We start from the raw sequence: 23,878 nt of genomic DNA on the forward strand, positions 1-23,878 counted from the left end.
CGCCTCCTGCGCCGCCCCGGCCGCGGCACTAGCGTCCGAACGGTGAGCCTGTGGACCTCTCTGGAACCCTCGTCCGCGACCGTGGACCCGGGTGCCTCGACCCGTGTACGCCTGCGGCTGCGCAACACCGGTGACGTCGTCGACGAGTACCGCTTCGAACCGGTGGGCCCCATCGCGCCCTGGACGACCGTCGAACCGGCCACGCTCCGCCTCTACCCGGGGACCACCGGCTCGGTCGAGCTCACCTTCGCCCCACCGCGCACCCCGGACGCGACGGCAGGACCGAACCCGTACGCCATCCGCATCACGCCCACCGAGCACCCCGAGGCCGTCACGGTCCCCGAGGGCAACCTCACCATCACGCCCTTCACCGAGCTGCGCGCGGAGCTGGTCCCGCCGACCGTCAAGGGCCGCTTCCGGGGCCGCCCGAAGCTGGCGATCGACAACCTGGGCAACACGAAGCTGACCGCCTCGGTGAGCGGCAGCGACAACGGCGACCAGCTCGTCTACGACCTCCACCCCAGCAACGTCCAGATCGACCCGGGCCGCGCCGCCTTCGTCAACGCCACCCTCAAACCCCGCCGGATCATCTGGTTCGGCCCGAAGGAGCAGCGGCCCTACCGGCTCACCGTGCAGCGGTCGGGGGTGCAGCCGGAGCCCGTCGACGGGACGTACGTCCAGCGCGGTTTCCTGCCCCGCTGGCTCGCCACCCTCTTCGGCACCCTGCTGGCGCTCGCCGTCACCTTCGCCCTGATCTGGTTCAACTACAAACCCCACGTCCAGAGCCTCGCCCAGGAACAGCCCGTGGAAGCCGCGGTGAGCAGCATCGCGCCCAGCCCGTCCGTCACCCCGACGCCGCCGCCGGCGCCCACCGAGACGCCGTCGTCGGCGCCCCCGGCGGACACCGGGAACGGCAACGGCGGGGGGAGCGGAGGCGGCGGGGGCGGTGGTGCGACGGCCACCGTGACCGCCAAGCCCAAGCAGGACACCGCGGCGACCGCGGTCAACCGCCTCGCCGCCGACGACCCGGCCGGGCGGCACATCTGCTACCGCTCCTACGTCCAGGGCACCGGCTGGCAGAAGCCCGTCTGCGACGGCACCATGTCCGGCACCGTCGGCAAGAACCTGCCGATCAAGGCCATCAACCTCGCGGTGTACGGCGTCCAGGGCTCCGCCGCCAACTGGTTCCACTACGACGCGCAGTCCACCAGCGGCCAGGGCACGTGGTACCCGAACTGGACGGCGATCATCGCCGACGGCAAGGACAACTACATCGGCAGCACCAAGGCGGCCGACCCCTATATCGAGGGCTTCGCCTTCAACGTCGGCAACGGCCAGAGCTGCAGCAGCGCGAAGGTCCGCGACCACGACTGGGGCGACCAGTGGTGCAAGGGCCCCCGCAGCGACAACAACGCTCTCGATTTCGTCGGCACCCTCGACAACACGCTCTGGCTCGAAGCCTTCAAGCTGACGGTGACCCCATGACGCTGTGGACCTCCCTCGAACCGGCCTCCGCGACCGTGGACCCGGGCGCTTCGACCCGTGTACGCCTGCGGCTGCGCAACACCGGTGACGTCGTCGACGAGTACCGCTTCGAACCGGTGGGCCCCATCGCGCCCTGGACGACGATCGAGCCCGCCACGCTCCGCCTCTACCCGGGCACCACGGGCACGGTCGAGCTCACCTTCGCCCCGCCCCGCACCCCCGACGCGGCCGCCGGCCCCAACCCGTACGCCATCCGCGTCACGCCCACCGAGCATCCCGAAGCCGTCACCGTCCCCGAGGGCAACCTCACCATCACCCCCTTCACCGAGATCCGCGCCGAGCTGGTCCCACCGACCGTCAAGGGCCGCTTCCGGGGCCGCCCCCAGCTGGCCATCGACAACCTCGGCAACACCAAGCTCACCGCCTCCGTCAGCGGAAACGACAACGGCGACCAGCTCGTCTACGACCTGCACCCCAGCAACGTGCAGATCGAGCCGGGCCGCGCCGCCTTCGTCAAGGCCACCCTCAAACCCCGCCGGATCATCTGGTTCGGGCCCAAGGAGCAGCGGCCGTACGCCCTCACCGTCCAGCGGTCGGGCGTCAGTCCACAGCCTGTGGACGGCACCTACATCCAGCGCGGTTTCCTGCCCCGCTGGCTCGCCACCCTCTTCGGCACCCTGCTGGCCCTCGCCGTCACCTTCGCCCTGATCTGGTTCAACTACAAACCCCACGTCCAGAGCCTCGCCCAGGAACAGCCCGTGGAAGCCGCGGTGAGCAGCATCGCCCCCAGCCCCACGGCCAGCGCCCCCCTGGTGGCCGCGCCGGCACCCTCGCCGACCCCGGTGGAGCAGCAGCCGGCGAACGACGGCAACGGCTCGTCCGACACCCAGGGCGGCGGCCGGTCCCAGCCGGCCCCGCGGGCGACGAAGAAGAAGACCGCGAAGCCGGTCGTGCCGGCGACGAACGTCCTGCTCCTCAACACGACCACCAGGAAGTGCGCCGACATCCCCGGCTACGGCAACGGCACCAGCGACGGCCCGGTGCGCGAGTACACCTGCGACGAGACCACCCACGACAACCAGCTCTGGAACCTCGAGGTGCGGTACCCGAAGGGCGGCCCCGGCTCGGCCGCGCTCTTCCAGATCCGCAACGCCAAGGACCAGCTGTGCATGGACCTGCCCGACCACGGCTCGGCCCGTCTGTCCGCACCGATCACCGAGTACGAGTGCGACGGCACCAAGGCCGACAACCAGCTCTGGTGGGTCGACAAGCAGCCGAGCGGCGCCTACTGGATCCGCAACTTCGCCAGCGACAACCTCTGCCTGGACGTCGCGGGCTACAGCACCGGCGGCAACGACACCAACCTCACCCTGTACTACTGCTCCAACACCGACGACCAGGAATGGCGGATCGTCCAGCCTTCGGGCGACTGAGCGGGGCCGGGCGCGACCCGGAGCCGTCGGCGGGCCTTCCCACCCCTTGGCACGACCAGCGGGGCTCTTGACACGCAGTCGGAGTCCGTCCAAGATCTCCACGCCACTGCCTCACTGCCACCCACTCCGCGGAGACGGCGTGCGGACCGCACCGGGCGCCTCCGCCGAGCCAGGGCAGGTTCCGGAGGAGAGACGTGGACATATCCCGATCTGTCAGATCGCTCGCGGTTGTCGCGAGTGCCGCCGTGCTGTGCGCCGTCACGCCCGTGTCGGCCGCCGTCGCGGACGACACCGGTGCCGTGATCACGATCGACGGCATCTCCTCGGACGCCGGAGGCGACGGCACGGTCAGTGCCGGGCAGACGATCACCGGCACGACGGACGTCACCTTCACGGTGCAGGCGGATCCGGGCGACGAGCCGACCGAGGCCGTGGTCAGCATCACCGGCAGCGGTGAGTACCAGGGCACCGGCACGGTCAAGCAGACCTTCACCCTGAACCCGGGGGACTGCCTGCCCTCCTGCACCCTGCACGCGACCCTGGACACCGCCGCTACCCAGCAGTTCGGAGGGACCGCGAACGGGGTGGAAGCGCCGTTGGTGAACGACGGCGCGAACACCGTCCACGTCGAGGTGGACAGCCCCCGCCCGCGGACCGTCACGGCCGACACCGCCGTCACCGTCGACAACGGGCGGCCGACCGTCACCCTGCCCGATCTGCCCGGCGAGGACGCCTGGACCACCTACAAGCCCGTGGGCCTGACCGCGGACGACGCGTTGTCGCTGCGCGCCACCGCGACCGGCGACAAGGGCGTCTCGCGCGTACGGTACTTCAGCTCCAGCAGGGCCTGGCCCGCCCCGGTCGACCTGACCGCCCCGGAAGACGGCTCGACGTGGACCACCACGCTGGACACGAGCGCGGTCCCGGCCGGCCTGTACGCGGGAGACCTCTTCGTCGTGGCCTACGACAAGGACGGCCGCGCGGGTTCCCCGGTCCGGGCCCTCACCCTGGTCGACCACGGCTTCACCGTCACGCCGAAGCTCGGCACCGTCATCCGCCCGGACAAGACCCCGGTGAGCGTGCAGTACGCCTACCCGTCGGCGCTGAACAAGCCGTTCCCGCACAACTTCAACTACGCCTACCCGGTCAGCACCACGGTGTCGGTCGACGGCAAGGCGCAGGCGACGACGCCGGTCGACGCCTACACCTACGAGGGGAACACCGCGGGCTTCATCGCCGACGTCGGCCCGCTCCCCTACGGCACCCACACGCTGACGTTCGACACGGTCGACAACCGCGGCGCCCACGGCCGGGTGGACCTGCCGGTCAGGGTGGTGTCCGAGGTCGCGCCGACCTGGACGGACGGCTTCCAGGACTTCCCCGTGGCGGGCAGCAGCTGGAAGCTCGCCGCCACCACGTCCGCCGCCGACGGCGTCAGCCGGGCCGAGCACTGGACCCTCGACGTCGACGGCACAGCGGTCGCCACCGGCAGCTATCCCACGCAGCCCGCCGGCACCTGGAAGGCCACGACCACCGGGGTGCACGACGTCACGCTGACCATCGTCTCCCAGTACGGCGACACCACGGTGCGCAGCCTGCCGCTCCGCGTCGTGGCCGCCACGACCACCCAGCTGACGGGCCCGGCCACCAGCACCTACGGCGGCAAGGCGACCTTCACCGCCACCGTGGCCCAGACCGGCGCCGGGCCCGCGGCGGGCGCCAAGGTCGCCTTCCAGTACAAGCGGGCGGGAACCACCACCTGGAAGACCCAGGCGACCGTCACCGCGGACAGCACCGGCAAGGCCTCCTACACCGCGACCGCCAAGTACAACGGCGCCTGGCGTGCCGTCACCGCGGCCAGGAACCTGACGTGGACGTCCTCGACCAGCAAGACCCTGGCCTCGCACGTCAAGGCCGTGCTCAAGATCAGCAAGCCGGCCGTCAAGGCCGTCCACGGCAAGCCCGTGTCCTACACCGCGCTCAGCTCCCCGTACGTCAAGGGGACCGCACTGCGCTTCCAGGCCCGCCAGAAGAACGGCACCTGGGTGACGCTCACCAGCGCCACCCTCGCCACCGGCGGCAGCGCCACCGCGAAGATCACCTTCTCGCACACGGGAACGTGGACGCTGCGTGTCTACCGCCCGGGTACCACCGACCTGACGGACACCTACTCCTCGTCCTGGACGGTCAAGGTCGGCTGACCGGTCACCACGTCCCCGGCACCAGGCGCCCCGCCTTGCGGTACTCGCGGCGGGCGCCCTCCAGGAGGTCGGCCGCGGTGAGGGGCCGGTCACGGCCGGCGGCGAGGTAGGCGGCGGTGACGACCGCGCTGCGGATCGCGCCGCCGGACAGCTCGAAGTCCCGGGCCAGCGGGCGCAGTTCGACGCCCGCCTCGCTCGGCACGTGCGCCAGGCCGTGCCGCCACAGGGCCAGGCGCTGCTCCTCGTCCGGGAACGGGAAGTCGATCACCAGGTCCAGGCGGCGGGTGAAGGCCTCGTCGATGTTGGCGCGCAGGTTGGTGGTGAGCAGCGCGATGCCGTCGAAGGCCTCCAGGCGCTGCAGGAGGTAGGCCGACTCCAGGTTGGCGTACCGGTCGTGGGCGTCCTTGACCTCGGAACGCTTGCCGAAGACGGCGTCGGCCTCGTCGAAGAGGAGCACGGCGTCGGTGCGGTCGGCCTCGGTGAAGATGCGTTCGAGGTTCTTCTCGGTCTCGCCGACGTACTTGTCGACGACGGAGGAGAGCTGGACGACGTAGAGGTCCAGGCCGAGTTCGGCGGCCACCACCTCCGCCGACAGGGTCTTGCCGGTGCCCGACTCGCCCGCGAAGAGGCCGAGCACACCGCGTCCCCGGCCGCCGCCCGCGCTCAGCCGCCAGTCGCCGAGCACCCGGTCGCGGTGGCGGGCCCGCAGGGCGAGTTCCCGCAGTTCGGCCAGCGGCCGCTCAGGCAGCACCAGGTCGCGCCAGTCGACGGCGGGCCGGATCCGGCGGGCGTGCTGCTCCAGGCCGGAGGCGGACTGCTGGCGGGCACCGAGCCGCAGGTGGGCGGCGGTCAGCGGGGTGCCGTCGAAGGCGGCGAGGTCCTGCGCGGCCCGGGCCGCCCGGGTGAGGCGCTCGCCGCCGAGGTGGTACGGGGCGACGGTGGCGGCGAGGTCGAAGCCGGGGTCGCCGGGCAGGACGTCGGCCCAGGCGTCCAGGTCCGCGGCGCGCCGGGAGGGCACCTCCAGGACGAGCGGGTCGCGCTGGTCGCACCACTGGGGGTCGTAGGGGCGGGCGGACGTGACCAGCACCGTGACGTCCGCGGCGGTACCGGCGCCCAACGCTGCCAGGAGGGGGCCTGGTTGGTCGCTGTCGACCAGGATCGCCCGCCCGCTCAGGCGGGCCTCCCGCAGCAGCTCCGGGATCCGCTCCTCGGGCCCGGTGCAGTGCAGCACCGCCCGCCCCGCGAGCCGCAGCGCGGCCGTCGCGCAGCCGAGGCCCTCGCCCTCCCGCCGTTCCCGCAGGTAGGCGAAGAGCGGCCCGGCGGCGATCCGCGCGGCCACCCGGCCGGTGAACTCCGCGTCCGCGGGCGCACTGCCGTACGACGGCTCCCGCAGGTGCCCGGTCAGCGCCGCGTCCGGGGTGTCGTCACCGAGGAGGTGCGCCAGGACCCGGTCGGGGACGCGCAACGAGCGGCTGAGGAAGGGACGTTCTGGCTCCTCGACGGTGAGCAGGCCGAGCGCGGTGAGCGGGGCGGTGGGGTGGAAGCGGGCGCGGGCCGCCGCGAGGTGCGCGGGGGCGCCGTACAGGTCGAGGGCGAGGCCGACGGTGGCGCGGCGGCGGCCGACGTCGTCGTTGAGGTAGCCGTACAGCTGCTCGAAGGTGCGGTCGAGGTCGGGGGCGAGGGCGATGAGGAGGAGGGTGGTGTCGAGCGGGGCGAGGCGCAGGCGGGCCGCGAGGGCGGCGAGCGGGTCGGCGAAACCGTCGGCCAGGTCGGGCAGTTCGGCCGGTTCCGGCTCGGGGCGCAGCAGGTGCCGTACCGCTTCCTCGGAGAGGTAGAGGCCGCGCAGCGGGTCGTCGGCCGTCGGGTCGTCGGCCGAACGGTGGGCGACGAGGGCGGCGACCCGGTCGCGCAGCGCGGACAGCCGGGTCAGGAGCGCGGCGGCCGGCTCCAGGGAGACGTCCAGGGTCACGCCCGGCCCCTCCGGGCGGCCGCGGCCTCGGCGACCTGGCCGGGCCGGTGGGCCCGCTCCTCGAGGACCGGTGCGGTGTCGTCCGTCCCGCCGCGGACCCGCACCGCGGCGCCCTCGGTGACCGGCGGACCGGCGTCGTACTCGGGGTAGGCCGGGAAGGGGGCCGTGATCACGACGTCCAGGGACGGCTTGAGCTCGCCGCCGAGCGCCGACCAGATCTCGGCGAGGGAGCGCGCCTCGGTCTGGATGCCGGCGCACGACAGCGGGATCGTCAGGCCCAGCGCGCCCAGTGAGCCCGGAAGTTCGGAGGGGTGGATCAGCTCCCGCGGGATCAGTGTCGCGAGCACCGCGCTGATCAGCCGGTGCTCGTCCTCGGGCCGCTTGGTCCACGCCGTCACCAGGTACGACAGCCGGAACCAGCGGGGCGGCTGGCGGCGCTTGACCACGACGTCCCGCTCGTCGCGGACGTCGACGTGCCCGCGCTGACGGCGGTGCACGTCCTCCCGGATGTCGTACAGGTAGCTGTTGATCACGGGGCCGTTGCGGCGCGCCGACCAGTCGCGGGTCGGCGCGTCGAAGGAGACCTCGATGCCGGAGCCCTCCAGCGCACCGCCGGTCAGCAGGTTCCGCAGCACCTGGTCCACCTCGTGGATCACGCCGTACTCACCACCCCATGGACCCGCGCGGCCCGCTCGGCATACACGCCCCATCCTGCCCTTCGTCCCGGCCGGGCCCGCAGGCGCGGCCGGGCAGACCGGCCTGCCCCGGAACCGGTGTCCGCTGCCCGATCGGTCAGATGTAGCCTTCCCGGAGGGCATGGGCGACGGCGTGGGCCCGGTTGCGCAGGTGCAGTCGGGTGGTCAGCCCGTGCATCACGTTCTTGACGGTGCGCTCGGAGTAGGACAGCTTGCTGGCGATCTCACCGGTGTCGAGGCCCTCGGCGACCAGCCGCAGGACGTCCACCTCGCGGGCGGACAGCCCGGCCGCCGGGGCACCCGGACGGCCGGCGGCGCTGCGGTGCAGGGTGCCGACCTGGTTGATGAGCCGGCCGAGCAGGTCGGCCGGCAGGTCCCCGTCGCCTCGCGCCGCCGCCAACACGGCCTGCACGAGCCGGAGTTCGGTGGCCTCGTGGCGCCATACGATGGCCCCGACCCCGCACTCGATCACATCGAGCAGCTCGGTCTCGCGCAGCGCCCCGACCACGAGTACGGCCCGCGCCCCCTCGCTGCGCACCACCCGGCGCAGCCGGGTCAGTTCGGGCTCGTCGAGGCCGTCGCTGATGAGCAGCGCCACCGTGCCGGGCCCGGTCTCGGACTCCTCGCGTATCTCGACCTCCGGGTGGCGCCGCAGCTGGCTGAGCGCGCCCTCGCGGGAGATCGGGTCCGGCGCGTACACCGCCACCGGCGTGCGGCCGACCGGCGCGAATGAGCTGTTGCTGACCAACCGCTTCCCCCATGTTCACGTGCCCGTCGTCTCCGAGGGAACTGTGACGGGCGGTAGTACCCAGCCTGCTGTGGCCAAAGGGGCAACGACAATCGTGGAGGACCACGAGAACGACCACGAGATGTATCGGGTTTCGCGGGGTTGTGGGCGACTGCGGGCCGGTGGGGGTTTCTCGCGCAGTTTCCCGCGCCCCCAAGAAGGTGGGTCCACTGGTCCGACCCGAAAAGGGGCGCGGGGAACTGCGCGACCAGCCCCCACCGGCCCACGGCTCACGCGCAACCGCACGCACCCCCCACCCAGATCCACAGCCCCGTATCAAATGTGCGGCCCCTGCAACAAACCCGCCGTCCACACCCGCCACCTCACAACCTCTCCCGCTCCCACCACCTCTAACCCCCCGAACCCACCAGCGCACCGCGAGGAGCCAGGCATGACCCAGCCGTCCCCTGAACTCGCCGCCGCCACGCACCTGCTGGCCGAGGAAGCCGAGCGCACGCTGGCCGGCAGCGGCCGCCTCGTGCTTCTCCGGGGCGCCACCGGAACCGGACGCACCACCGTCCTGGAGGCCGCCGCCGAGCAGGCGAGCACCCTCGGCCTGAAGGTGCTCCGCGCCCGCTGCTCACCCGGCGACACCTCCATCTCCTTCTCGACCGTCCTCCAACTCCTCGGCCCGGTACCCGAGTTCGCCGATCTCGCGGTGGACGGGGACGAGCGGTCCACCGCCGCAGGCCTGTGGCGGGTGCTGCGCGCCTACGCCGACGACTCGCCGCTCCTCGTCGCCGTGGACGACGTCCACCTCGCCGACGCCCCCTCGCACCGCTGGCTCGTGGAGTCGGCCCGGCACATAGACCGCTTACCGATCCTCCTCGTCGTCAGCGAACGCAGCCAGTACGACCTCGACCCGCCCGCCCCCGGCTTCACCCACACCCTGCCGCCGGCGCTGGTCCGCACCCACACCCTCGCGCCCCTCGCCCCGGCGGCCGCCGCCGCCCGGGTGCACGCCGTGTTCCCCGCCGCGTCCCCGTTCTGGGTCGACGCCTGTGTCCGGGCGGCGGCCGGCAGCCCCCTGCTGCTGGGCGCCCTCCTCGACGACCTGGACGAGAGCCGGCACCGGGACGTGCCCGAGACGACGGCCGCCCTCTACCCGGGCGCGTACCCGGCCGCCGTCCAGTGGTGGCTGGACAGTGCGGGACCGGCCACCACCGAGGTCGCCCGCGCCCTCGCCGTCCTGGAGGAGGACTCCGGCACCGGCCTGCCGGAGAGCGAGATCACCCCGCTCCTCGCCGAACTGGCCGACGCCGACCCCGTCCGGGTGGCCGGCTGGCTCACCGCCATGACCAACCTCGGCCTGCTCACCCTGGGCCCCGACGGCCGCCCGCACTTCCCGCACCCGCTGCTGCGCGACGCGATCCTCGCCGGTGTCCCCGCCGCCCGCCGCCGCACCGCCCACCGGGCGATCGCCGAGGCGATGCTGCACCAGGACGCGCCCGCCGAGGCCGTGGCCCGCCAGCTGCTCGCCACCGGACCGGTGGACGCCCCCTGGGCACCGGCCCTGCTCCGGGACGCGGCCGCCGTCGCCCTCCACGAGGACCGCGCCGAGGACGCCGTCGCCTACCTGCGCCGCGCCCTGGAGGAACCCCTCCCCGACGACCGCCGGCAGCGGCTGCTGACCGAGCTGGGCTCACTGGAGTACGCGGCGCCCCGCTCCTCCGCCGCGATACCCCGCCTGGCCGAGGCGGTCCGGCTGCCCGCGACCCCGCAGGACCGGGTGCGCGCGGCCGTGGCCCTCGGCACCGCGCTCACCGGCCGGGGCCGCACCCGCAAGGCCGTCGAGCTGCTGTGCTCCGTGCACGGCGAACTGGACGGCCACCCCGACCTGGTCCGCACCCTGCACACCGCCTCCGTCCTCCTGTCCGACCAGGACCAGGAGGTACGGCAGGAGGTCTACCGGCGGCTGTCCGAGGCCGCCGACCGCTCCCCGGAGCTGGTCGGCACGGCCGGCCAGGCCCTGCTGGTACGGCACGCGGCCTCCGCGGGCCTCACCTCGGCCCGGGACGCCATGCGGCAGTTGCGCACCCTGCTCGCCGAACCCACCGACCCGCTCACCGAGCCGTTCCTGGTCGGCACCGCGGCCACCGTCGCCCAGTGGGCGGACGAACTCGACGAGGCCGACCGGCTGGTGGACCGCGGTCTGGCCGGGCAGCGCCCCGACCTGCTGCACCCCATGCACCAGGCGCTGCTCAACAACCGTGCGGACATCGCGGCGGCCCGCGCCGACCACACCCGCCCGGCCGCCGTCCCCGACGCGGTCACGCCGTCCAACGCCGACGCGCACGCGCTGATCGCGCTCGTGGAGACCGGCCGCGGCGCACAGGCCGCGGACCTGGTCGCCGGGATCGACCTGCGGGAGGCGCCGGACTCCTGGGAGCTGAACCGGTTCCTGTACGCGCGGGGCGTGGTGCGGGCGGCGGCCGGGGACCCGGCCGCCGCGCTGCACGACTTCCTGGAGTGCGGGCGCCGCCAGACGGCCCGTGACGTGATCAGCCCGGTGGTCACCCCGTGGCGGACCGCCGCCGCCGAGTGCCGGCTGGCCCTGGACCGCCCGCTGGAGGCCATCGCCCTGGCCGAGGAGGAGCTGCGGCTGGCCCGGGTCTGGGGCACCGCGCGCACGGTGGGACGGGCGCTGCGCGTCCTCGGTACGGCGACCGGGGGGCGCCGCGGTCTGGAGCTCACCGAGGAGGCGGTGCGGCTGCTGCGGGACGGCGGCCCGGCCGGTACCGAGCCGGCGCTCGCCCTGATCGCGCTGGGCCGCCAGCTGACCGCCGCCGGTGAGGGGGCCCGCGCCCGCGACTGCCTGCGGGAGGCCGCCGAGCACGCCGAACGGCAGGGCGCGGTACGGCTGTCGGAGCTGACCGAGGAGATCCTGCGCAGGGGCGGCGCCCGCTCCCCGAGGCGCCGTACCGGCGCCGCCTCCCTCACCGGCAGCGAGCGGCGGATCGCCGAACTCGCCGCCGCGGGGCGCACGAACGTGGAGATCGCGGCCGCCCTCCATCTGGCCCGCCGCACCGTGGAGACCCACCTCACGCACACCTACCGCAAGCTGGGCATCCGCCGCCGGGCGGACCTGCGCCCGGCCCTGGACCAGGCCGGGCCCCGTCCGTAGCGGACCGGACGGATCGTCAGGGGGCGAGCCAGTGGGCCGCCGCCGCGAGCAGGGCGCGGACGCCCGTCTCGATCGTCGGTTCGGGGACGGGCGCGAAGTGCGGGGAGTGGTTGGAGGGGATCTGCGGGGGGATGCCGTCGCGGACCAGGGCCTCCAGGTCGACGCCCTCGTAGAGCCTGTGGTCGGCGCCGCCGACGAACCAGAAGACCGAGGGCACCCCGAGGGCCGTACCGAAGGCCCCGAAGTCCTCGCTGTTGGGGACCGGTGAGGTCAGCTCGAAGGTGAGGCCCGGGAACTCGCCGGCCAGCGCGGCCTGCACGGACGCGGTCGCGGCGGGGTCGTTGTGGGTGACCGGGAAGGAGTCGATGGGGACGATCTCCGGCTCCCTGGACACCTCGGAGGCGGCGGCCTCGGCCCGTATGATCCGCTCGACCGCGGCCAGGACCCGCTCCCGGACGGCCGCCGTGGTGGTCCGTACGTTGATCTTCAGCTCGACGCTGTCCGGGATGATGTTCTCCTTGGTCCCGCCGTGGATCGAGCCGACCGTGACGACGGCCTGCTGGTTCGCGCCCACCTCGCGGGAGACGACGGTCTGCAGCCGCATCACGACCGCGGCGGCCAGCACCACCGGGTCGACGGTGGCCTCCGGCGTGGACCCGTGGCCGCCCCGCCCGAACAGCGTGACCCGCATGCTGTCCGCGCCCGCCATCAGCGCTCCCGCCCGGGTCCCGACCAGCCCGGCGGGCGCCGCCGCCACGTGCTGGGCGAGGCACACGTCCGGCCGCGGGAACCGCTCGGCGAACCCGTCCGCGAGCACCTTCGGCGCCCCGCCGACCTCCTCGGCCGGCTGGAAGACGGCGACCACCGTCCCGCGCCAGCCGTCCCGTCCGGCGGCCAGCTGCCCGGTGGCCCCCAGCAGACAGGCGACGTGCAGGTCGTGCCCGCACGCGTGCATCACCCCGGCGGTCTTCGAGGCGTACGGCAGCCCGGTCTCCTCCTGCACCGGCAGCGCGTCCATGTCGGCCCGCAGCAGCACCACCGGCCCGTCCCCGTTGGCCAGCACCCCGACCACCCCGGTGGCGCCGACCCCCTCGGTGACCTCCCAGCCCTGCTCCCGCAGCCGCCCCGCGACGACGGCCGCGGTCCGCTCCTCGGCGAACGACAGCTCCGGGTGCGCGTGCAGGTCCTCGTAGAGCGCCCGCAGCTCGGGCAGCCGGTCGCTCAGGCCGGTCAGGAGGGGGCTGGTGCTCATGTCGTCGTCTCCCGGGGTGTGTGCGTCGCGTGCCTGCCGAGTCAGGATCAGGATCGACCCCGGGACCGGACTTCGCGCAGAAACGCAGGAAAACGACGTGAACGGCCTGGGTCTGCCGGATTCCGGCACGGCCGTCGCTCCGCGTCGTTCCTCTGCGACTGCGTCGTGGCTGGTCGCGTAGTTCCTCCCCCGGCCTTCCGCCGAGGCACCCCCGCGCCCCTTCGAATGCCCCGGGCGCCGGCTTGTCGCGGCTCGCGCTCGCCGGGGACGATTTCCGCATGGTGGATGGAATCGGCGGGATCGACGGACTCAAGAACCTGGCGGACAAGGCGAAGGAGGTCGCCGAGGAACACGGTGACGCGATCGGGGCCGGACTGGAGAAGGCGGGCGACCTGGTCGACGAGCGGACCGACGGCAAGTACACCGAGCAGATCGACACCGGGGTCGCCAAGGCGCGGCAGCTGGTGGAGCGCCTGGGCGAGCAGGGCTCCGGGAAGTAGCGCCTACGTGTCGGTGGTCGGGCGGGTCCGGCCCGGCTCCGGCAACTCGCCCAGCTTCAGCCGGGCGTGCAGGACGTCGCCGATGAACAGGTCGTAGACCAGCACGCCGACCACGCCGCCGACCAGCGGACCGACGATCGGGATCCACCAGTACCCGCTGAACGTCGCCCCGTTCCCCGGGAACGCGAGGCTCTTCCACCCGGCCAGCCAGGTGAGCACCCGCGGACCGAAGTCACGGGCCGGGTTGATGGCGTAGCCGGCGTTCGCGCCGTAGGACATGCCGATGGCGGCGACGGCCAGGCCGATGACGAACGGGCCGAGGTTGGACCCGACGGCCGTGTTGCGAAGGTCGACGACAGCGACGACGAACATGACGAGGAAGGCCGTACCGACGATCTGGTCGATCAGCGGCCCCCAGATCCCGCCGTGGAAGTAGGGCGCCGGGAAAGTGGCGAAGATGGAGAAGGTGGCCTCGGTGTGCCCGCCCACCTTCGGCGGCTTCGACGCGGCGTCGAACGCGTTGATCGCGTCGTGGTACACGAGGAAGACCAGCGCGGCCCCGGCGAAGGCGCCCAGTACCTGCGACGCCCAGTAGGGCACCACCTTCGCCCAGGGGAACTTGCGGCGCACGGCGAACGCGAGCGTCACCGCCGGGTTCAGATGGGCCCCGCTGACCCCGCCCGCCACGTAGATGGCGAAGGTGACGGCCAGGCCCCAGCCCCAGGCGATCAGGAGCCAGTCACCGGCGGCGAGGAAGACCGTCGTGGCGGTCTGCGCCCGGCCCGACCCGGGCAGCGCGGCCACCGCCATCGCCACGACACCGGCACCGAACGAGATGATGACGAAGGTCCCGAGAAACTCTGCCAGGCACTCACCGAGCAGGCCTCCACGGCTTCTGAGCCGGGAGGGCTTGAGGAGCGGAGGTATTTCCACAGCCATCGCTGGCCCCCTTTAGCCATCGCTGACTCCCTGAGAGGAGCAATCGGGCCGAACACCATATTGACCTACAAATGATGTTCGCGCAGATCGGCCGGTCCCGCCCGACGGGGCCTGTCCTCCCAGGACCCTCCCAGGGTTCATCCGTCGAGGTCGTCGGCGTAGTGCCGGAACCCGTGCCGGTCGCGGTGCATCCCCCACAGCGCGTCGGCGAGCACGGCGGGGTCCTTGCGCGGATGCCCTACGACGATGGCCCCCGGGATGATGAGCTGCCCCACGTGGATGCCCTCGCCCGCGAGCCGGTCGTGCAGCAGGTGCCCGTACGCGCTCTCGGCGGCGAAGGCGATGGAGGTCCCGGCCCGGTCGGGGTGCGGGATGACGGCCGTACCGCCGTTGACGAGCAGGATCGTCCCCCGCCCCAGCTCCCGCATGCCCGGCAGCACCTGCTGGACGGCGGCGACCGGCCCGTACACCGAGAACTCGACCGGTCCGGTCAGGTCCGCGTGGGTGGTCTCCAGGACCGGCAGCATGAAGTCCCGCTGCGGTACCGGGCTGTACTGCAGGACCTCGACGGTCCCGAGTTCCTCGGCGGCCCGCGCCAGCGCCCCCGCGAGGGCCAGCGGGTCCCTGACGTCGGCGGCGAACCCGCGGGCGCGGACGCCCTCCCGGGCCAGCTCGCCGGCCAGCGCCCCGAGACGCTCCCCGTCCCGGGCCAGCAGCGCCACCGCGAACCCCTCCCGCCCGAACCGCCGGGCGACGGCGGCCCCCAGGCCGGGCCCGGCCCCCACGATGGCAACACTGCTCACGACGACTCCCGACGGGCGACACGGCTGACACGGCACGCTTGCATCTACGTCCGTACCGCACGCCCCCCGACTTCACACGTGCGTGCCGTCCGCGTCCTTGGCAGGATGGCGGCATGGAACGTGTGCTTGGAATCGGCGGATACTTCCTGCGCTCCGCCGACCCGGCGGCCCAGAAGGCGTGGTACCGCGACTGCCTGGGCCTGGACATCGACGACCACGGCCTGTGGGAGCAGCCGGCCGGGCCGACGGTGTTCGCGGCCTTCGAGTCCGGGACCGAGTACTTCGGCTCCCCCGCCCAGCAGACCATGCTCAACTTCCGGGTCCGCGACCTGGACGCGATGCTCGCCCAGCTGCGTGCCAAGGGCGCGGACGTCGACGCGGAGACCCAGGACATGGACGGCGTGGGCCGCTTCGGCTGGGTCACCGACCCGGAGGGCAACCGCATCGAACTGTGGCAGCCGGCCTGACGGCACACTGGGGGCATGCGATTCGCGGTCGGATTGTTGGCACTGGTCTCCGTGCTCGGGCTGGTCTCCGCCGTGGTGCACGCGCGCGGGGGCAGGTGGCTGAAGGCCGCGGAGGCCGTTCTTCCCGTACTCGGTGTGGACCTGCTGCTGTTCGGCGGCGTGGAGGAGAAGAGCACGGCCTTCCTCTGGGCGGGCGCCCTGCTCCTTGCGGCCGGCTTCGCGGTGGAGGGCCTGTCCTTCTGGCGGGGCCGGGCGGCGGAGCAGAAGGCGGCCGACTGACCTCACCGCACGTCAGTCCTCCGGCGGCCGTCCCTGGATCAGGCGTTCCGCGATGTCGTCGGCCCAGGTCTGGGCCCAGTGGCGGAGGGCGGTGATCTCCTCGGCGTCGGCGCCGTGTTTCGCGAACTCCCGGTCGTCGATCCAGTCCGCGCCGGTCAGGCGGGACTGGAGGTCGGCGAGGTCGAAGGTGTCACGGGCGTGCCGGCGGCCGAGGTCCTCCAGGTCGGGGAGGGTCCAGCGGTCCGCGGCGGCGTGCACGACCATGAGGTCGCGGGGCAGGCCGCGGTCGGTCAGCGCCCAGACCCGCATGCCGACCACGTCTTCGAGGGCGAGGGTCAGGCCGAGTTCCGTTGGGACCGGCGGGTGCCAGAGGGCCTCTTTGAGGAGGTCGATCTCGCCCTCCTCCTCCGCGACCGCGTCGGCGACGACGAGCTGTGCGGAGAGGGGGTCCGTCTCGCGGGCGTCGACGCGCCAGCCGCGCTCGCGGAGGCCGGCCACGACCGTTTCGGCGATCTCCGGCATGGGAGCCGGGCTCTGCGTGGCCGCGTCGACCGTCCGCCCGGGCCGGTCGAACAGGCCGTGGGCCTGGGCCGCGTAGTCACCGGTCAGCGCCAGGGGGTACCCGGCACCGACCGACAGCAGGTCGGGCAGCAGACGGCGGTGCAGATGGGTGACGTTCACGCGGTGACGGCCGAAGAGGGTGCCATGGGGCGATTATCGCTGGCCGGAGCGGGCGCCACGACGATTCCGCGCCCGGTGCCCGCCGATTCGGCCGACCGGTGGCCCCGTCGCCGGCGTCACAGGTCGCTGCGGCACACTCCGCTCATGGAGTCCACCCAGCCGCCGCCGTCCGCCTGCTGTGCGCCCGCCGGGCCCGCGCGGCCACCGGTGCGGACCATGCCGGCCCCCGGGTGACACCGCGCCCGGGCACACCGGCATGGTCGCGCTGCCCGGCGGCGAGTTCCTGATGGGGCCGAGGACGCCGACGGGTTCCCGGCGGACGGGGAGGGGCCGGTGCGGGCCGTGCGGGTGGCGCCGTTCCTGGTCGACGCGTGTGCCCTGAGCAACGACGAGTACGCCGCGTTCGTCGCCGACACCGGCTACGTCACCGCCGTCGAACGGCTCGGCTGGTCCTGCGTCTTCGCCGGGTTCCCGCCCGCCGCGCTGCGCCGGGGTGCGCCCCGCCGCACCCCGGCTTCCGCTGCGTCCGCGACGCGGGATGAGCCGAGGGCCCGTGGTCACTCGCCGACCGGGCCGATGAACGAGCCCGGGTGGGTGGCGCCGTCCTGGAGCACCACGGCACCGCCGTGCCAGGGCAGGTCGAACGACGTGCGCTGGTTCGGCGCGGTGACGACGACCGTGGTCGGCGTGAAGTCACTGGAGTCGCCCTGCCCCGGCACCAGGAAGGTGATCGCGAAGTTGGTGGAGGCACCGTTCGCCAGGGTGACCCGCTTCGGGGTGGCGTTCGTGCGCGGGAGCGACCACTTCTGACCGCTGTTGACCAGGTCGACGCCCGGGAAGCCGTACATCGTGCAGGAGTGGCCGCTCTTGTTGGTGAACGCCACGACCGCGTGCTTCTGCTGGCCGGTGCCGCTGCCCGGGTCGGCCCAGGAGTAGCCGAGCTGGGCGGCCTGGCAGGTGGGCACCGAGCCGGTGGACGAGGAGCCGCCGGAGGACGACGTACCGCCGCCGGACGTCGACGAGCCCGAGGTGCTGCCGCCGGCGCCCGTGCCGGACGAACCACTGCCGGAGGAACCGCTGCCCGAGGAACTGCCGCTGCCGGAGCCGCCCGTCGAGCCGGTGGCCGTCGAGTTGTCGCCGGCCGCCGGGGCCGCCGAACCGCCGTCCGCGCTGACGGAGCCGGTCGCGGTGCCGTTGCACGCGGTCAGCAGGGCCAGCAGCGCGGCGGCACCGGCCGCGGCGACGGCGGTCTTGCGGGCGTTCGTGCGGCGGTTGCGAAGCTTCGACATGGGATCCCCCAGCGACGGTGTCCTTCCCGGCTCTCTGCCGGACACCCCTTTCGATGCGGGCCCGGCAGGGGAAGTTCGGGGATCACCGTCACGGGCCCGTCCTGGTCGTGTCACGCCCGCTGTTACAGACGTGGCCGCTCACGCCATCCAGAAGAAGACCGCCGTCATCCGCTTCTCCTCCAGCGTCTTCCCGGCGTAACCGGTCGCGCTGTGCACGAGGTTGGCGTTGTAGAGGAGCAGCCGGTTGTACTTGTGCGGGACGCGGACGTCCTCCTCGAAGTGGTCGCCGGGCACGAACCGGGTGCCGAGCGCCTCGACGAGGTTGTTGTGCGGGGCCTGCACGATGTTGCCGCCGAGCCGGCCGCCGGGCAGCGACTGACGGTAGAAGGCGGTGCCGCAGTCCTTGGCCACCCCGGGGTTGAGGTACAGCACCGCCGCGTACCGGCACAGCGCCCGCGAGTCGGTGTGCGGGCGCGGCTCGCTCTCGCCCTCGCCGACCACCTGGACGCAGTTGTGGTTGAGGGTGCCACCACCGGGCGCCTGCTGCACCCACAGCTTCCCGGCGCCGGTCGCCTTGCGCACCAGCCCTTCCACGACGTCGAGTTCGGCGGGTTCCAGGCCGGGCATGGTGCGCAGTCCGGGCCAGGTCTCCGAGGTGTACGGGTATCCCTGGACCCAGTCGTCCTTGGCCAGGCACCGCTCCCGTACGGCGTCCACGTCCGGGAGGACGTCGTCGAAGACCCAGTAGTCGCGGCCCTTGGTGGGCTTGCGGTAGGGCAGCACGGGCAGGGCGGGACGCGCGGCGGGGCCCCGGCCGGCCGAACCGTTGGGCAGGCGGGGGACGCGGGGGGATGACTGTGGGGGCATGCGGCGAAGCCTGCCCGCGACTTTGTCATGACCACTCTCACGTGGGGAAACCATCACCTACTCGTGGTCAGGACATGGCGAGACGACACCCCGGGCAGGGCCGGTCCTCACAAGTTCTTTGCCAAACCAAAAGGTTTCCGGTGCTTCGGCATCCGTATTCATCGACGACCGACCCCCGCCCCTGCGCGGGAACCCTGACCGGCAGGAGGCACAGGTGCGCTTTTCGCGGAACGCGACGGGAACGCTCTTCGTGGGCGGAGCCCTCAGCTTGACCCTCGCCGCGCTCGCCTACCCGAGCATGCTGGGCCTGAACACCGTGTCCAGCGACACCACCCGGGTGATCGCCAACACCCAGTGGGGGCCGCTGACCGAGGGCGACCGCGACTTCGTGGTGAAGGTGCGCGCGGCCGGTCTGTGGGAGTACCCCGTGGGCCAGCTCGGCCTGAAGAAGGGCCAGTCCCAGGCTGTCCTCACCGCGAGCAAGCACCTCATCGACGGCCACGCGGCGCTGGACGCCAGCTGCCGCAAGATCGCGCCCATGCTCAACATCACCATCCCGAACCTGCCCTCTCCGCAGCAGCAGGGCTTCGTCAACACCCTGACCGCGGACACCGGCAAGAAGTTCGACACGGACTTCGCCAACATCCTGCGCGTGACGCACGGTTCGATCTTCAACACGATCGCGAAGATCCGCTCGACCACCCGGAACACCCTGGTGCGGATCCTGGCCGACCAGGCCAACGCCACGGTCCTCGACCACATCACGGTGATGGAGCAGACCGGCCTGGTCGACTTCCCGTCGGTGCTCTTCCAGGAGACGACCCCGCCGAAGCTGCCCGCGGTCGACCTGACCCCGCCCCCGCCGGACGCGGGTCAGCCGCAGGTCGTCCTCACCCCGCCGGTCAACAGCACGACCAGCCCGCCGGCCCTCCCGGGCGAGAAGGGCTTCACGGGCAGCGGTGCCGGTGTCGGCACCGGCAACGCCGACGGCAACGCGGTGAACGTGACCCCGGGCGCCACGCCCACCGCCGGCTGAGTCACCTCAGGCGCCCAGCCACACCGTGGTGTCGGGCGGCAGCGTGCCGTCATGCGGCAACGGCACGCTCGCCAGCAGCACTTCGCCCGGCGGCAGCGGCACCGGCGCGTCCGACACGTTCGTGACGCACCGCCAGCCCTCTGTCCGGGCGAAGTGCAGCACCCCCGCGGGCGCCTCGGCCCAGGAAAGCGTCTCGCCGTCGAGCAGCTTGCGGCGCAGCCGCAGCGCGGTGCGGTAGAGCTCCAGGGTGGAACCCGCCGTACCGGCCTGCGCCTCGACGGCGTACGACCCGAACCACTCCGGCTGCGGCAGCCAGGCGCCGCCGGACCCGAAGCCGTACGACGGGCCGTCCGCCGTCCACGGCAGCGGCACCCGGCAGCCGTCGCGGCCCTTGCGGGTGTGGCCGGTCTGCTCCCAGATCGGATCCTGGAGGACGGTCAGGGGCAGGTCGGCGGCCTCGGGCAGGCCGAGTTCCTCGCCCTGGTAGACGTACGACGAGCCGGGCAGCGCGAGCATGAGGAGGGTGGCGGCGCGGGCGCGCCTGAGGCCATGGGAGACGTCGACGTGCGGCGTACGGCCGCCGGACAGCAGCCAGGCGTTCTCGTCCGTGCCCGGCGGCAGCGCCAGCCGGGAGGCGTGCCGCACCACGTCGTGGTTGGAGAGCACCCAGGTGGCCGAAGCGCCGGCCGCGCGGGCGGTGGCGAGCGAGCCGGTGATGACCTCGCGGAGCGCCTCGGCGTCCCACGGGGTCTGCAGGTACTCGAAGTTGAAGGCCTGGCCGAGTTCGTCCGGACGGGCGTACAGCGCCCGTCGCGCGTCCGGCACCCAGGCCTCGGCGACGGCGGTGCGGGGCGGGCTGTAGGTGTCGAAGATCTTGCGCCAGTCGCGGTAGATCTCGTGCACCTCGTCGCGGTCCCAGTAGGGGTGCGTGCCCGGCGCCATGCGCGCCAGCGCCTCCTCGCCGGTCGGGCCGAACTCGGCGACGTCCCGCAGCGGTTCGGTGAGGTCCTTCACCAGCGCGTGGGCCACGTCGACGCGGAAGCCGTCCACGCCCCGGTCGGACCAGAAGCGCAGGGTGGTGCGGAAGTCGGCGCGGACCTCGTCGTGCGCCCAGTTCAGGTCGGGCTGCTCGGGGGCGAACAGGTGCAGGTACCACTCGCCGTCCGGGACCCGGCGCCAGGCGCTGCCGCCGAACACCGACTGCCAGTCGGACGGCGGGAGTTCGCCGTGCGCGCCGCGGCCGGGCCGGAAGACGTAGCGCTCCCGGGCCGCGGAGCCGGGGCCGGACAGCAGGGCCTCGCGGAACCAGGGGTGCAGGTGCGAGGTGTGGTTCGGGACGAGGTCGACGATCACCTTCAGGCCCAGCCGGTGCGCCTCCGCGGTCATCGCGTCGAAGTCGTCGAGGGTGCCGAGGCGCGGATCGACGTCCCGGTGGTCGGCCACGTCGTAGCCGCCGTCGGCGAGTTCGGACGGGTAGAACGGGCTGAGCCACAGGGCGTCCACGCCGAGCGCGCCCAGGTGGGGGAGCCGCTCGGTGACGCCCCTGAGGTCACCGAGCCCGTCGCCGTCCGCGTCGGCGAAGCTGCGCGGATACACCTGGTAGATCACGGCCTGACGCCACCAGTCGGGGTTCCTGGAGGAGAGGTCGACCACGCGCGTTCCTTTCGGACGGAGAAACACCGATCGGGCGGAGAAACACCGAGGAGAAGTCTGTCCAGATTGCCGAGAAAGCGAAACTTCACACCGGCCGGAGCGGGTCGTTCCCTGTGTGAGGGACTTGTGATGGTGCCCGAACGGCCCTTGATCCAAGGCAGGTTGACAGGGTTCGGCGGGGCCAACCACCATGGGCCGCACACTGTGGCGCATGTGACCCCTGGGCCCGGTGTTTCTTCGCTTCCCGCTGCCCCTCCGCCGCCCGTCCGGCGAGAGATGAGCACCCCACGGATGGGATATCCATGTCCATAGCCAGACATGTCACCGCGCGTCGCCTGCTGGGGACGGGCTTTGCGTCGTTCGCCCTGTGTGCCGCCTCCGTCGCCGGCGCGTCCGGCGCCTGGGCGCACGGCACCCCCGGCGGTGACGGCTGGAAGTCCGGCGGCCACTACAGCCCCGGCACCGGCGCCGGCACGGAGACCGGCACGGACAAGTGCCAGTTCTCGATCGACGGCTCGAACTTCTTCGACTCGGTGAAGGTCGACGACCAGAACCTGAAGGTCACCGACGACGGCAAGGTCCACCTCAAGGTCCGCGCCGCCGCCGACGCCGCCTCCTGCACCGCCTCGCTCGCCTCCTACATCGCCCACGGCCCCTCCTTCGCCACCTCGGGGCAGCAGATCTTCGTCGACTTCGACTCGGTGACGGTCAAGCAGGGCCAGACCGACTCCCTCGACATCGCGGTCCCGGACGCCGGGTGCTTCGCGCAGATCGACCTCTACCGGGGCGCGACCAAGTTCGACGGGAACAAGGACGCCAACGACGGCTTCGAGCACGGCGACCTGCCGGCCGGCCCGGACCACGCGGTCATCAAGGACAAGCTGATCGCGTCCTGGAACGGCGGTACGAAGGACTGCTCGGCGACCCAGTCGTCCTCGCCGTCGCCGTCCGCGCCGTCCTCCCCGTCGCCGTCCGCCTCCGAGTCCACCCCGGCCGCCCCGCCGCCCGCGCAGACCCCCACCGCGACCCCCTCGGAGACCTCGGCGACCGGCACCGCCACCGCGTCCCCCGCCCCGTCCGAGTCGACGACCACCCCGGCACCGGCCCCGAGCACCAACTCCGCCGGTGGCGGCGACCTGGCCCACACCGGCGCCGGCTCCAGCACCGGGTACATCGCCGGCGGCGCGGCCCTCCTGCTGGCCGGCGGCGGCGCGATCGTCGTCGCGACCCGACGCCGCAGGGCGACCCGCGCCTGATCCCTTCCGTACGACAGGTGCGCCCCGGCCGTCACGACGGCCGGGGCGCACCTGCGCGTGGTCGGTCATCGGGGGTGGTGCCGACGCCGGCCACGGGGTCGGCAGGACGACGCCCACGAGGCCGCCCCGTGAGCGTCACCCGTCCCTACCGAGGGTGTTTTCAGTTGGGCCGGTCCCGGCTGCCGGCGACGGTCTCCAGGTACAGCTTCACGTACCGGTCCACGTCCACGTCCAACGCCACGTCCACCAGGGCCTGTTCGCGGGCGCCGCCGTGGATCTCGGCCTCGCCGGGGCGGGGGCGGCGGTCCACGACGGTCTGGCCCCGGGCCGGGCCGGGGGCGAGGGAGACCTCGACCGGGAGGAGCCGGGTGGTGAGGCCGGCCGGGTCGGCGACGGCGCAGACCGCGCCCGCGTCCCCGAGGCCGCCGGCGGCATCGTCGTCCCCGTCCGGAGCGGGGGCCGCGGGCCGGTGCGCGAGCAGCTCCCCGGCGAGCCGGGCCCCCGGTTCCGCGCTCGCGCGCAGCCGTCGTACCTCGTCCCCCGGCACCACGACCCGCTGGAAGACGTCCAGGCCGTACATGGTGATCGGCACACCGGCGGTGAGCAGGACGGCGGCCGCCTCGGGGTCGTGCCAGACGTTGAACTCGGCGACCGGGGTGGCGTTCCCGGTGGCGACCGCGCCGCCCATGAACACGATCCGCTCGATGTTCCGGGTCACCTCCGGGTGGGTGCGCAGCAGCAGGGCGATGTTGGTCAGCGGCGCCGTGGGGACGAGGGTGACCGGGCGGGGCGAGCCGAGGATCTCGCGGCGCAGCAGGGTGACGGCGTCGACGTCGGCGGGGCGGCGGGTGGGCGCGGGCAGCCCGAGATCGCCCATCCCGTCCGTCCCGTGCACGTGCCGCGCCGACCGCGCCGCCTCGATCAACGGCCGCTCGGCGCCCCGGGCGACGGGGACGTCCCCGGCCCCGGCCCGCTCCAGCACGGTCAGGGTGTTCCGGACCACCCCGTCCACGTCCGTGTTCCCGGCGACACAGGACACCGCCCGCAGCTCCAGCCCCGGGTGCCGGACGGCGAACAGCAGAGCGAGGGCGTCGTCGACACCGGTGTCACAGTCGATGATCACGGGAATGGGCTGACCGGTCACGGGGGGCTCCTTCCGTCG

20 protein-coding genes and 1 pseudogene are annotated in these 23,878 nt (G+C 73.2%); 10 read left to right on the top strand and 11 right to left on the bottom strand.

The annotated features are described in order from the left end of the window. Positions 1-42: 42 nt before the first annotated feature. The 3 genes from ACFY0K_RS30120 (at position 43) to ACFY0K_RS30130 (ending at position 5,119) form a co-directional block, all read left to right on the top strand. Positions 43-1,485 (top strand): hydrolase, encoded by a 1,443-nt coding sequence (locus ACFY0K_RS30120; protein ID WP_390642460.1) that lies wholly within the window; start codon positions 43-45, stop codon positions 1,483-1,485. Next, positions 1,482-2,918 (top strand): RICIN domain-containing protein, encoded by a 1,437-nt coding sequence (locus ACFY0K_RS30125; RefSeq protein WP_390642461.1) that lies wholly within the window; start codon positions 1,482-1,484, stop codon positions 2,916-2,918. The genes ACFY0K_RS30120 and ACFY0K_RS30125 overlap by 4 nt, the downstream gene beginning before the upstream one ends. Before the next feature lie 194 nt (positions 2,919-3,112). Then, positions 3,113-5,119 (top strand): hypothetical protein, encoded by a 2,007-nt coding sequence (locus ACFY0K_RS30130; RefSeq protein ID WP_390642462.1) that lies wholly within the window; start codon positions 3,113-3,115, stop codon positions 5,117-5,119. Positions 5,120-5,123: 4 nt separating this feature from the next. Here the strand turns inward: ACFY0K_RS30130 and ACFY0K_RS30135 are convergent, their stop codons facing one another. From ACFY0K_RS30135 to ACFY0K_RS30145, 3 genes are all read right to left on the bottom strand, one after another. After that, positions 5,124-7,088 carry an AAA family ATPase gene (locus tag ACFY0K_RS30135; RefSeq protein ID WP_390642463.1) on the bottom strand — a complete coding sequence of 655 codons (1,965 nt, stop codon included), beginning with the start codon at positions 7,086-7,088 and terminating at the stop codon, positions 5,124-5,126. Next, positions 7,085-7,744: a DUF4255 domain-containing protein gene (locus ACFY0K_RS30140; protein WP_390642464.1), complete on the bottom strand. Its 660-nt coding sequence runs from the start codon at positions 7,742-7,744 to the stop codon at positions 7,085-7,087. The genes ACFY0K_RS30135 and ACFY0K_RS30140 overlap by 4 nt, the downstream gene beginning before the upstream one ends. 136 nt (positions 7,745-7,880) lie before the next feature. After that, positions 7,881-8,531, bottom strand: coding sequence for a response regulator transcription factor (locus ACFY0K_RS30145; protein WP_351956686.1), 651 nt, complete (start codon positions 8,529-8,531; stop codon positions 7,881-7,883). A gap of 430 nt (positions 8,532-8,961) precedes the next feature. Between ACFY0K_RS30145 and ACFY0K_RS30150 the strand changes: the two genes are divergently transcribed. Then, the gene (locus ACFY0K_RS30150) at positions 8,962-11,694 is read left to right on the top strand and encodes a LuxR C-terminal-related transcriptional regulator (protein ID WP_390642465.1); all 2,733 of its coding nucleotides are present in this window, start codon (positions 8,962-8,964) and stop codon (positions 11,692-11,694) included. A 16-nt stretch (positions 11,695-11,710) separates the two neighbouring features. Here ACFY0K_RS30150 and ACFY0K_RS30155 read toward each other — a convergent pair whose 3' ends face one another. Beyond that, positions 11,711-12,946, bottom strand: coding sequence for an amidohydrolase (locus tag ACFY0K_RS30155; protein WP_390642466.1), 1,236 nt, complete (start codon positions 12,944-12,946; stop codon positions 11,711-11,713). A 278-nt stretch (positions 12,947-13,224) separates the two neighbouring features. Here ACFY0K_RS30155 and ACFY0K_RS30160 point away from each other — a divergent pair, with 278 nt between their 5' ends. Further along, positions 13,225-13,446, top strand: a complete 222-nt coding sequence (locus ACFY0K_RS30160) for an antitoxin (protein ID WP_390642467.1) — start codon at positions 13,225-13,227, stop codon at positions 13,444-13,446. Between the two features lie 3 nt (positions 13,447-13,449). Here the strand turns inward: ACFY0K_RS30160 and ACFY0K_RS30165 are convergent, their stop codons facing one another. Next, complete coding sequence (locus tag ACFY0K_RS30165; protein WP_390642468.1) at positions 13,450-14,385, bottom strand: MIP/aquaporin family protein; 936 nt, start codon at positions 14,383-14,385, stop codon at positions 13,450-13,452. A gap of 137 nt (positions 14,386-14,522) precedes the next feature. Further along, entirely contained in the window at positions 14,523-15,188 is a 666-nt protein-coding gene (locus ACFY0K_RS30170) for an SDR family NAD(P)-dependent oxidoreductase (protein WP_390642469.1), read from the bottom strand. A gap of 113 nt (positions 15,189-15,301) precedes the next feature. Here ACFY0K_RS30170 and ACFY0K_RS30175 point away from each other — a divergent pair, with 113 nt between their 5' ends. Together ACFY0K_RS30175 and ACFY0K_RS30180 are read left to right on the top strand one after the other, a co-directional pair. Beyond that, positions 15,302-15,655 (top strand): VOC family protein, encoded by a 354-nt coding sequence (locus ACFY0K_RS30175; protein ID WP_390642470.1) that lies wholly within the window; start codon positions 15,302-15,304, stop codon positions 15,653-15,655. A gap of 15 nt (positions 15,656-15,670) precedes the next feature. After that, positions 15,671-15,934, top strand: a complete 264-nt coding sequence (locus tag ACFY0K_RS30180; RefSeq protein WP_390642472.1) for a hypothetical protein — start codon at positions 15,671-15,673, stop codon at positions 15,932-15,934. Between the two features lie 12 nt (positions 15,935-15,946). On the opposite strand, the gene ACFY0K_RS30185 is transcribed toward ACFY0K_RS30180, so the two are convergent. Further along, a complete protein-coding gene (locus tag ACFY0K_RS30185) occupies positions 15,947-16,615 on the bottom strand; it encodes a hypothetical protein (protein WP_390642473.1) in 669 nt (222 codons plus the stop codon). Positions 16,616-16,963: 348 nt separating this feature from the next. Between ACFY0K_RS30185 and ACFY0K_RS30190 the strand changes: the two are divergent. Further along, positions 16,964-17,014 (top strand): annotated as a pseudogene (locus ACFY0K_RS30190) (hypothetical protein); the annotation flags it as partial. Positions 17,015-17,172: 158 nt separating this feature from the next. Here ACFY0K_RS30190 and ACFY0K_RS30195 read toward each other — a convergent pair. Together ACFY0K_RS30195 and ACFY0K_RS30200 are read right to left on the bottom strand one after the other, a co-directional pair. Next, complete coding sequence (locus tag ACFY0K_RS30195; protein WP_390642474.1) at positions 17,173-17,904, bottom strand: DUF4232 domain-containing protein; 732 nt, start codon at positions 17,902-17,904, stop codon at positions 17,173-17,175. Between the two features lie 138 nt (positions 17,905-18,042). Next, the gene (locus ACFY0K_RS30200; RefSeq protein WP_390642475.1) at positions 18,043-18,771 is read right to left on the bottom strand and encodes a DUF6445 family protein; all 729 of its coding nucleotides are present in this window, start codon (positions 18,769-18,771) and stop codon (positions 18,043-18,045) included. A 250-nt stretch (positions 18,772-19,021) separates the two neighbouring features. Here ACFY0K_RS30200 and ACFY0K_RS30205 point away from each other — a divergent pair, with 250 nt between their 5' ends. After that, positions 19,022-19,807, top strand: a complete 786-nt coding sequence (locus ACFY0K_RS30205; protein ID WP_351956910.1) for a DUF4142 domain-containing protein — start codon at positions 19,022-19,024, stop codon at positions 19,805-19,807. A 6-nt stretch (positions 19,808-19,813) separates the two neighbouring features. Here the strand turns inward: ACFY0K_RS30205 and ACFY0K_RS30210 are convergent, their stop codons facing one another. Next, complete coding sequence (locus tag ACFY0K_RS30210; RefSeq protein ID WP_390642476.1) at positions 19,814-21,460, bottom strand: glycoside hydrolase family 13 protein; 1,647 nt, start codon at positions 21,458-21,460, stop codon at positions 19,814-19,816. A gap of 302 nt (positions 21,461-21,762) precedes the next feature. Between ACFY0K_RS30210 and ACFY0K_RS30215 the strand changes: the two genes are divergently transcribed. Then, a complete protein-coding gene (locus ACFY0K_RS30215; protein ID WP_390642477.1) occupies positions 21,763-22,716 on the top strand; it encodes an LAETG motif-containing sortase-dependent surface protein in 954 nt (317 codons plus the stop codon). 160 nt (positions 22,717-22,876) lie between these two features. On the opposite strand, the gene ACFY0K_RS30220 is transcribed toward ACFY0K_RS30215, so the two are convergent. Continuing rightward, positions 22,877-23,860 carry a nucleoside hydrolase gene (locus tag ACFY0K_RS30220; protein ID WP_390642478.1) on the bottom strand — a complete coding sequence of 328 codons (984 nt, stop codon included), beginning with the start codon at positions 23,858-23,860 and terminating at the stop codon, positions 22,877-22,879. Positions 23,861-23,878 lie beyond the last annotated feature (18 nt).

This window comes from Streptomyces sp. NPDC001507, assembly GCF_042894765.1.
GTDB lineage: Bacteria > Actinomycetota > Actinomycetes > Streptomycetales > Streptomycetaceae > Streptomyces.

Bases quoted from the DNA above. Each gene is read 5' to 3' on its own strand.
- ACFY0K_RS30165 (WP_390642468.1), bottom strand. From the start codon at position 14,385: ATGGCTGTGGAAATACCTCCGCTCCTCAAGCCCTCCCGGCTCAGAAGC.
- ACFY0K_RS30215 (WP_390642477.1), top strand. From the start codon at position 21,763: ATGTCCATAGCCAGACATGTCACCGCGCGTCGCCTGCTGGGGACGGGC.
- ACFY0K_RS30180 (WP_390642472.1), top strand. From the start codon at position 15,671: ATGCGATTCGCGGTCGGATTGTTGGCACTGGTCTCCGTGCTCGGGCTG.
- ACFY0K_RS30125 (WP_390642461.1), top strand. From the start codon at position 1,482: ATGACGCTGTGGACCTCCCTCGAACCGGCCTCCGCGACCGTGGACCCG.
- ACFY0K_RS30160 (WP_390642467.1), top strand. From the start codon at position 13,225: ATGGTGGATGGAATCGGCGGGATCGACGGACTCAAGAACCTGGCGGAC.
- ACFY0K_RS30175 (WP_390642470.1), top strand. From the start codon at position 15,302: ATGGAACGTGTGCTTGGAATCGGCGGATACTTCCTGCGCTCCGCCGAC.
- ACFY0K_RS30155 (WP_390642466.1), bottom strand. From the start codon at position 12,946: ATGAGCACCAGCCCCCTCCTGACCGGCCTGAGCGACCGGCTGCCCGAG.
- ACFY0K_RS30150 (WP_390642465.1), top strand. From the start codon at position 8,962: ATGACCCAGCCGTCCCCTGAACTCGCCGCCGCCACGCACCTGCTGGCC.
- ACFY0K_RS30200 (WP_390642475.1), bottom strand. From the start codon at position 18,771: ATGCCCCCACAGTCATCCCCCCGCGTCCCCCGCCTGCCCAACGGTTCG.
- ACFY0K_RS30195 (WP_390642474.1), bottom strand. From the start codon at position 17,904: ATGTCGAAGCTTCGCAACCGCCGCACGAACGCCCGCAAGACCGCCGTC.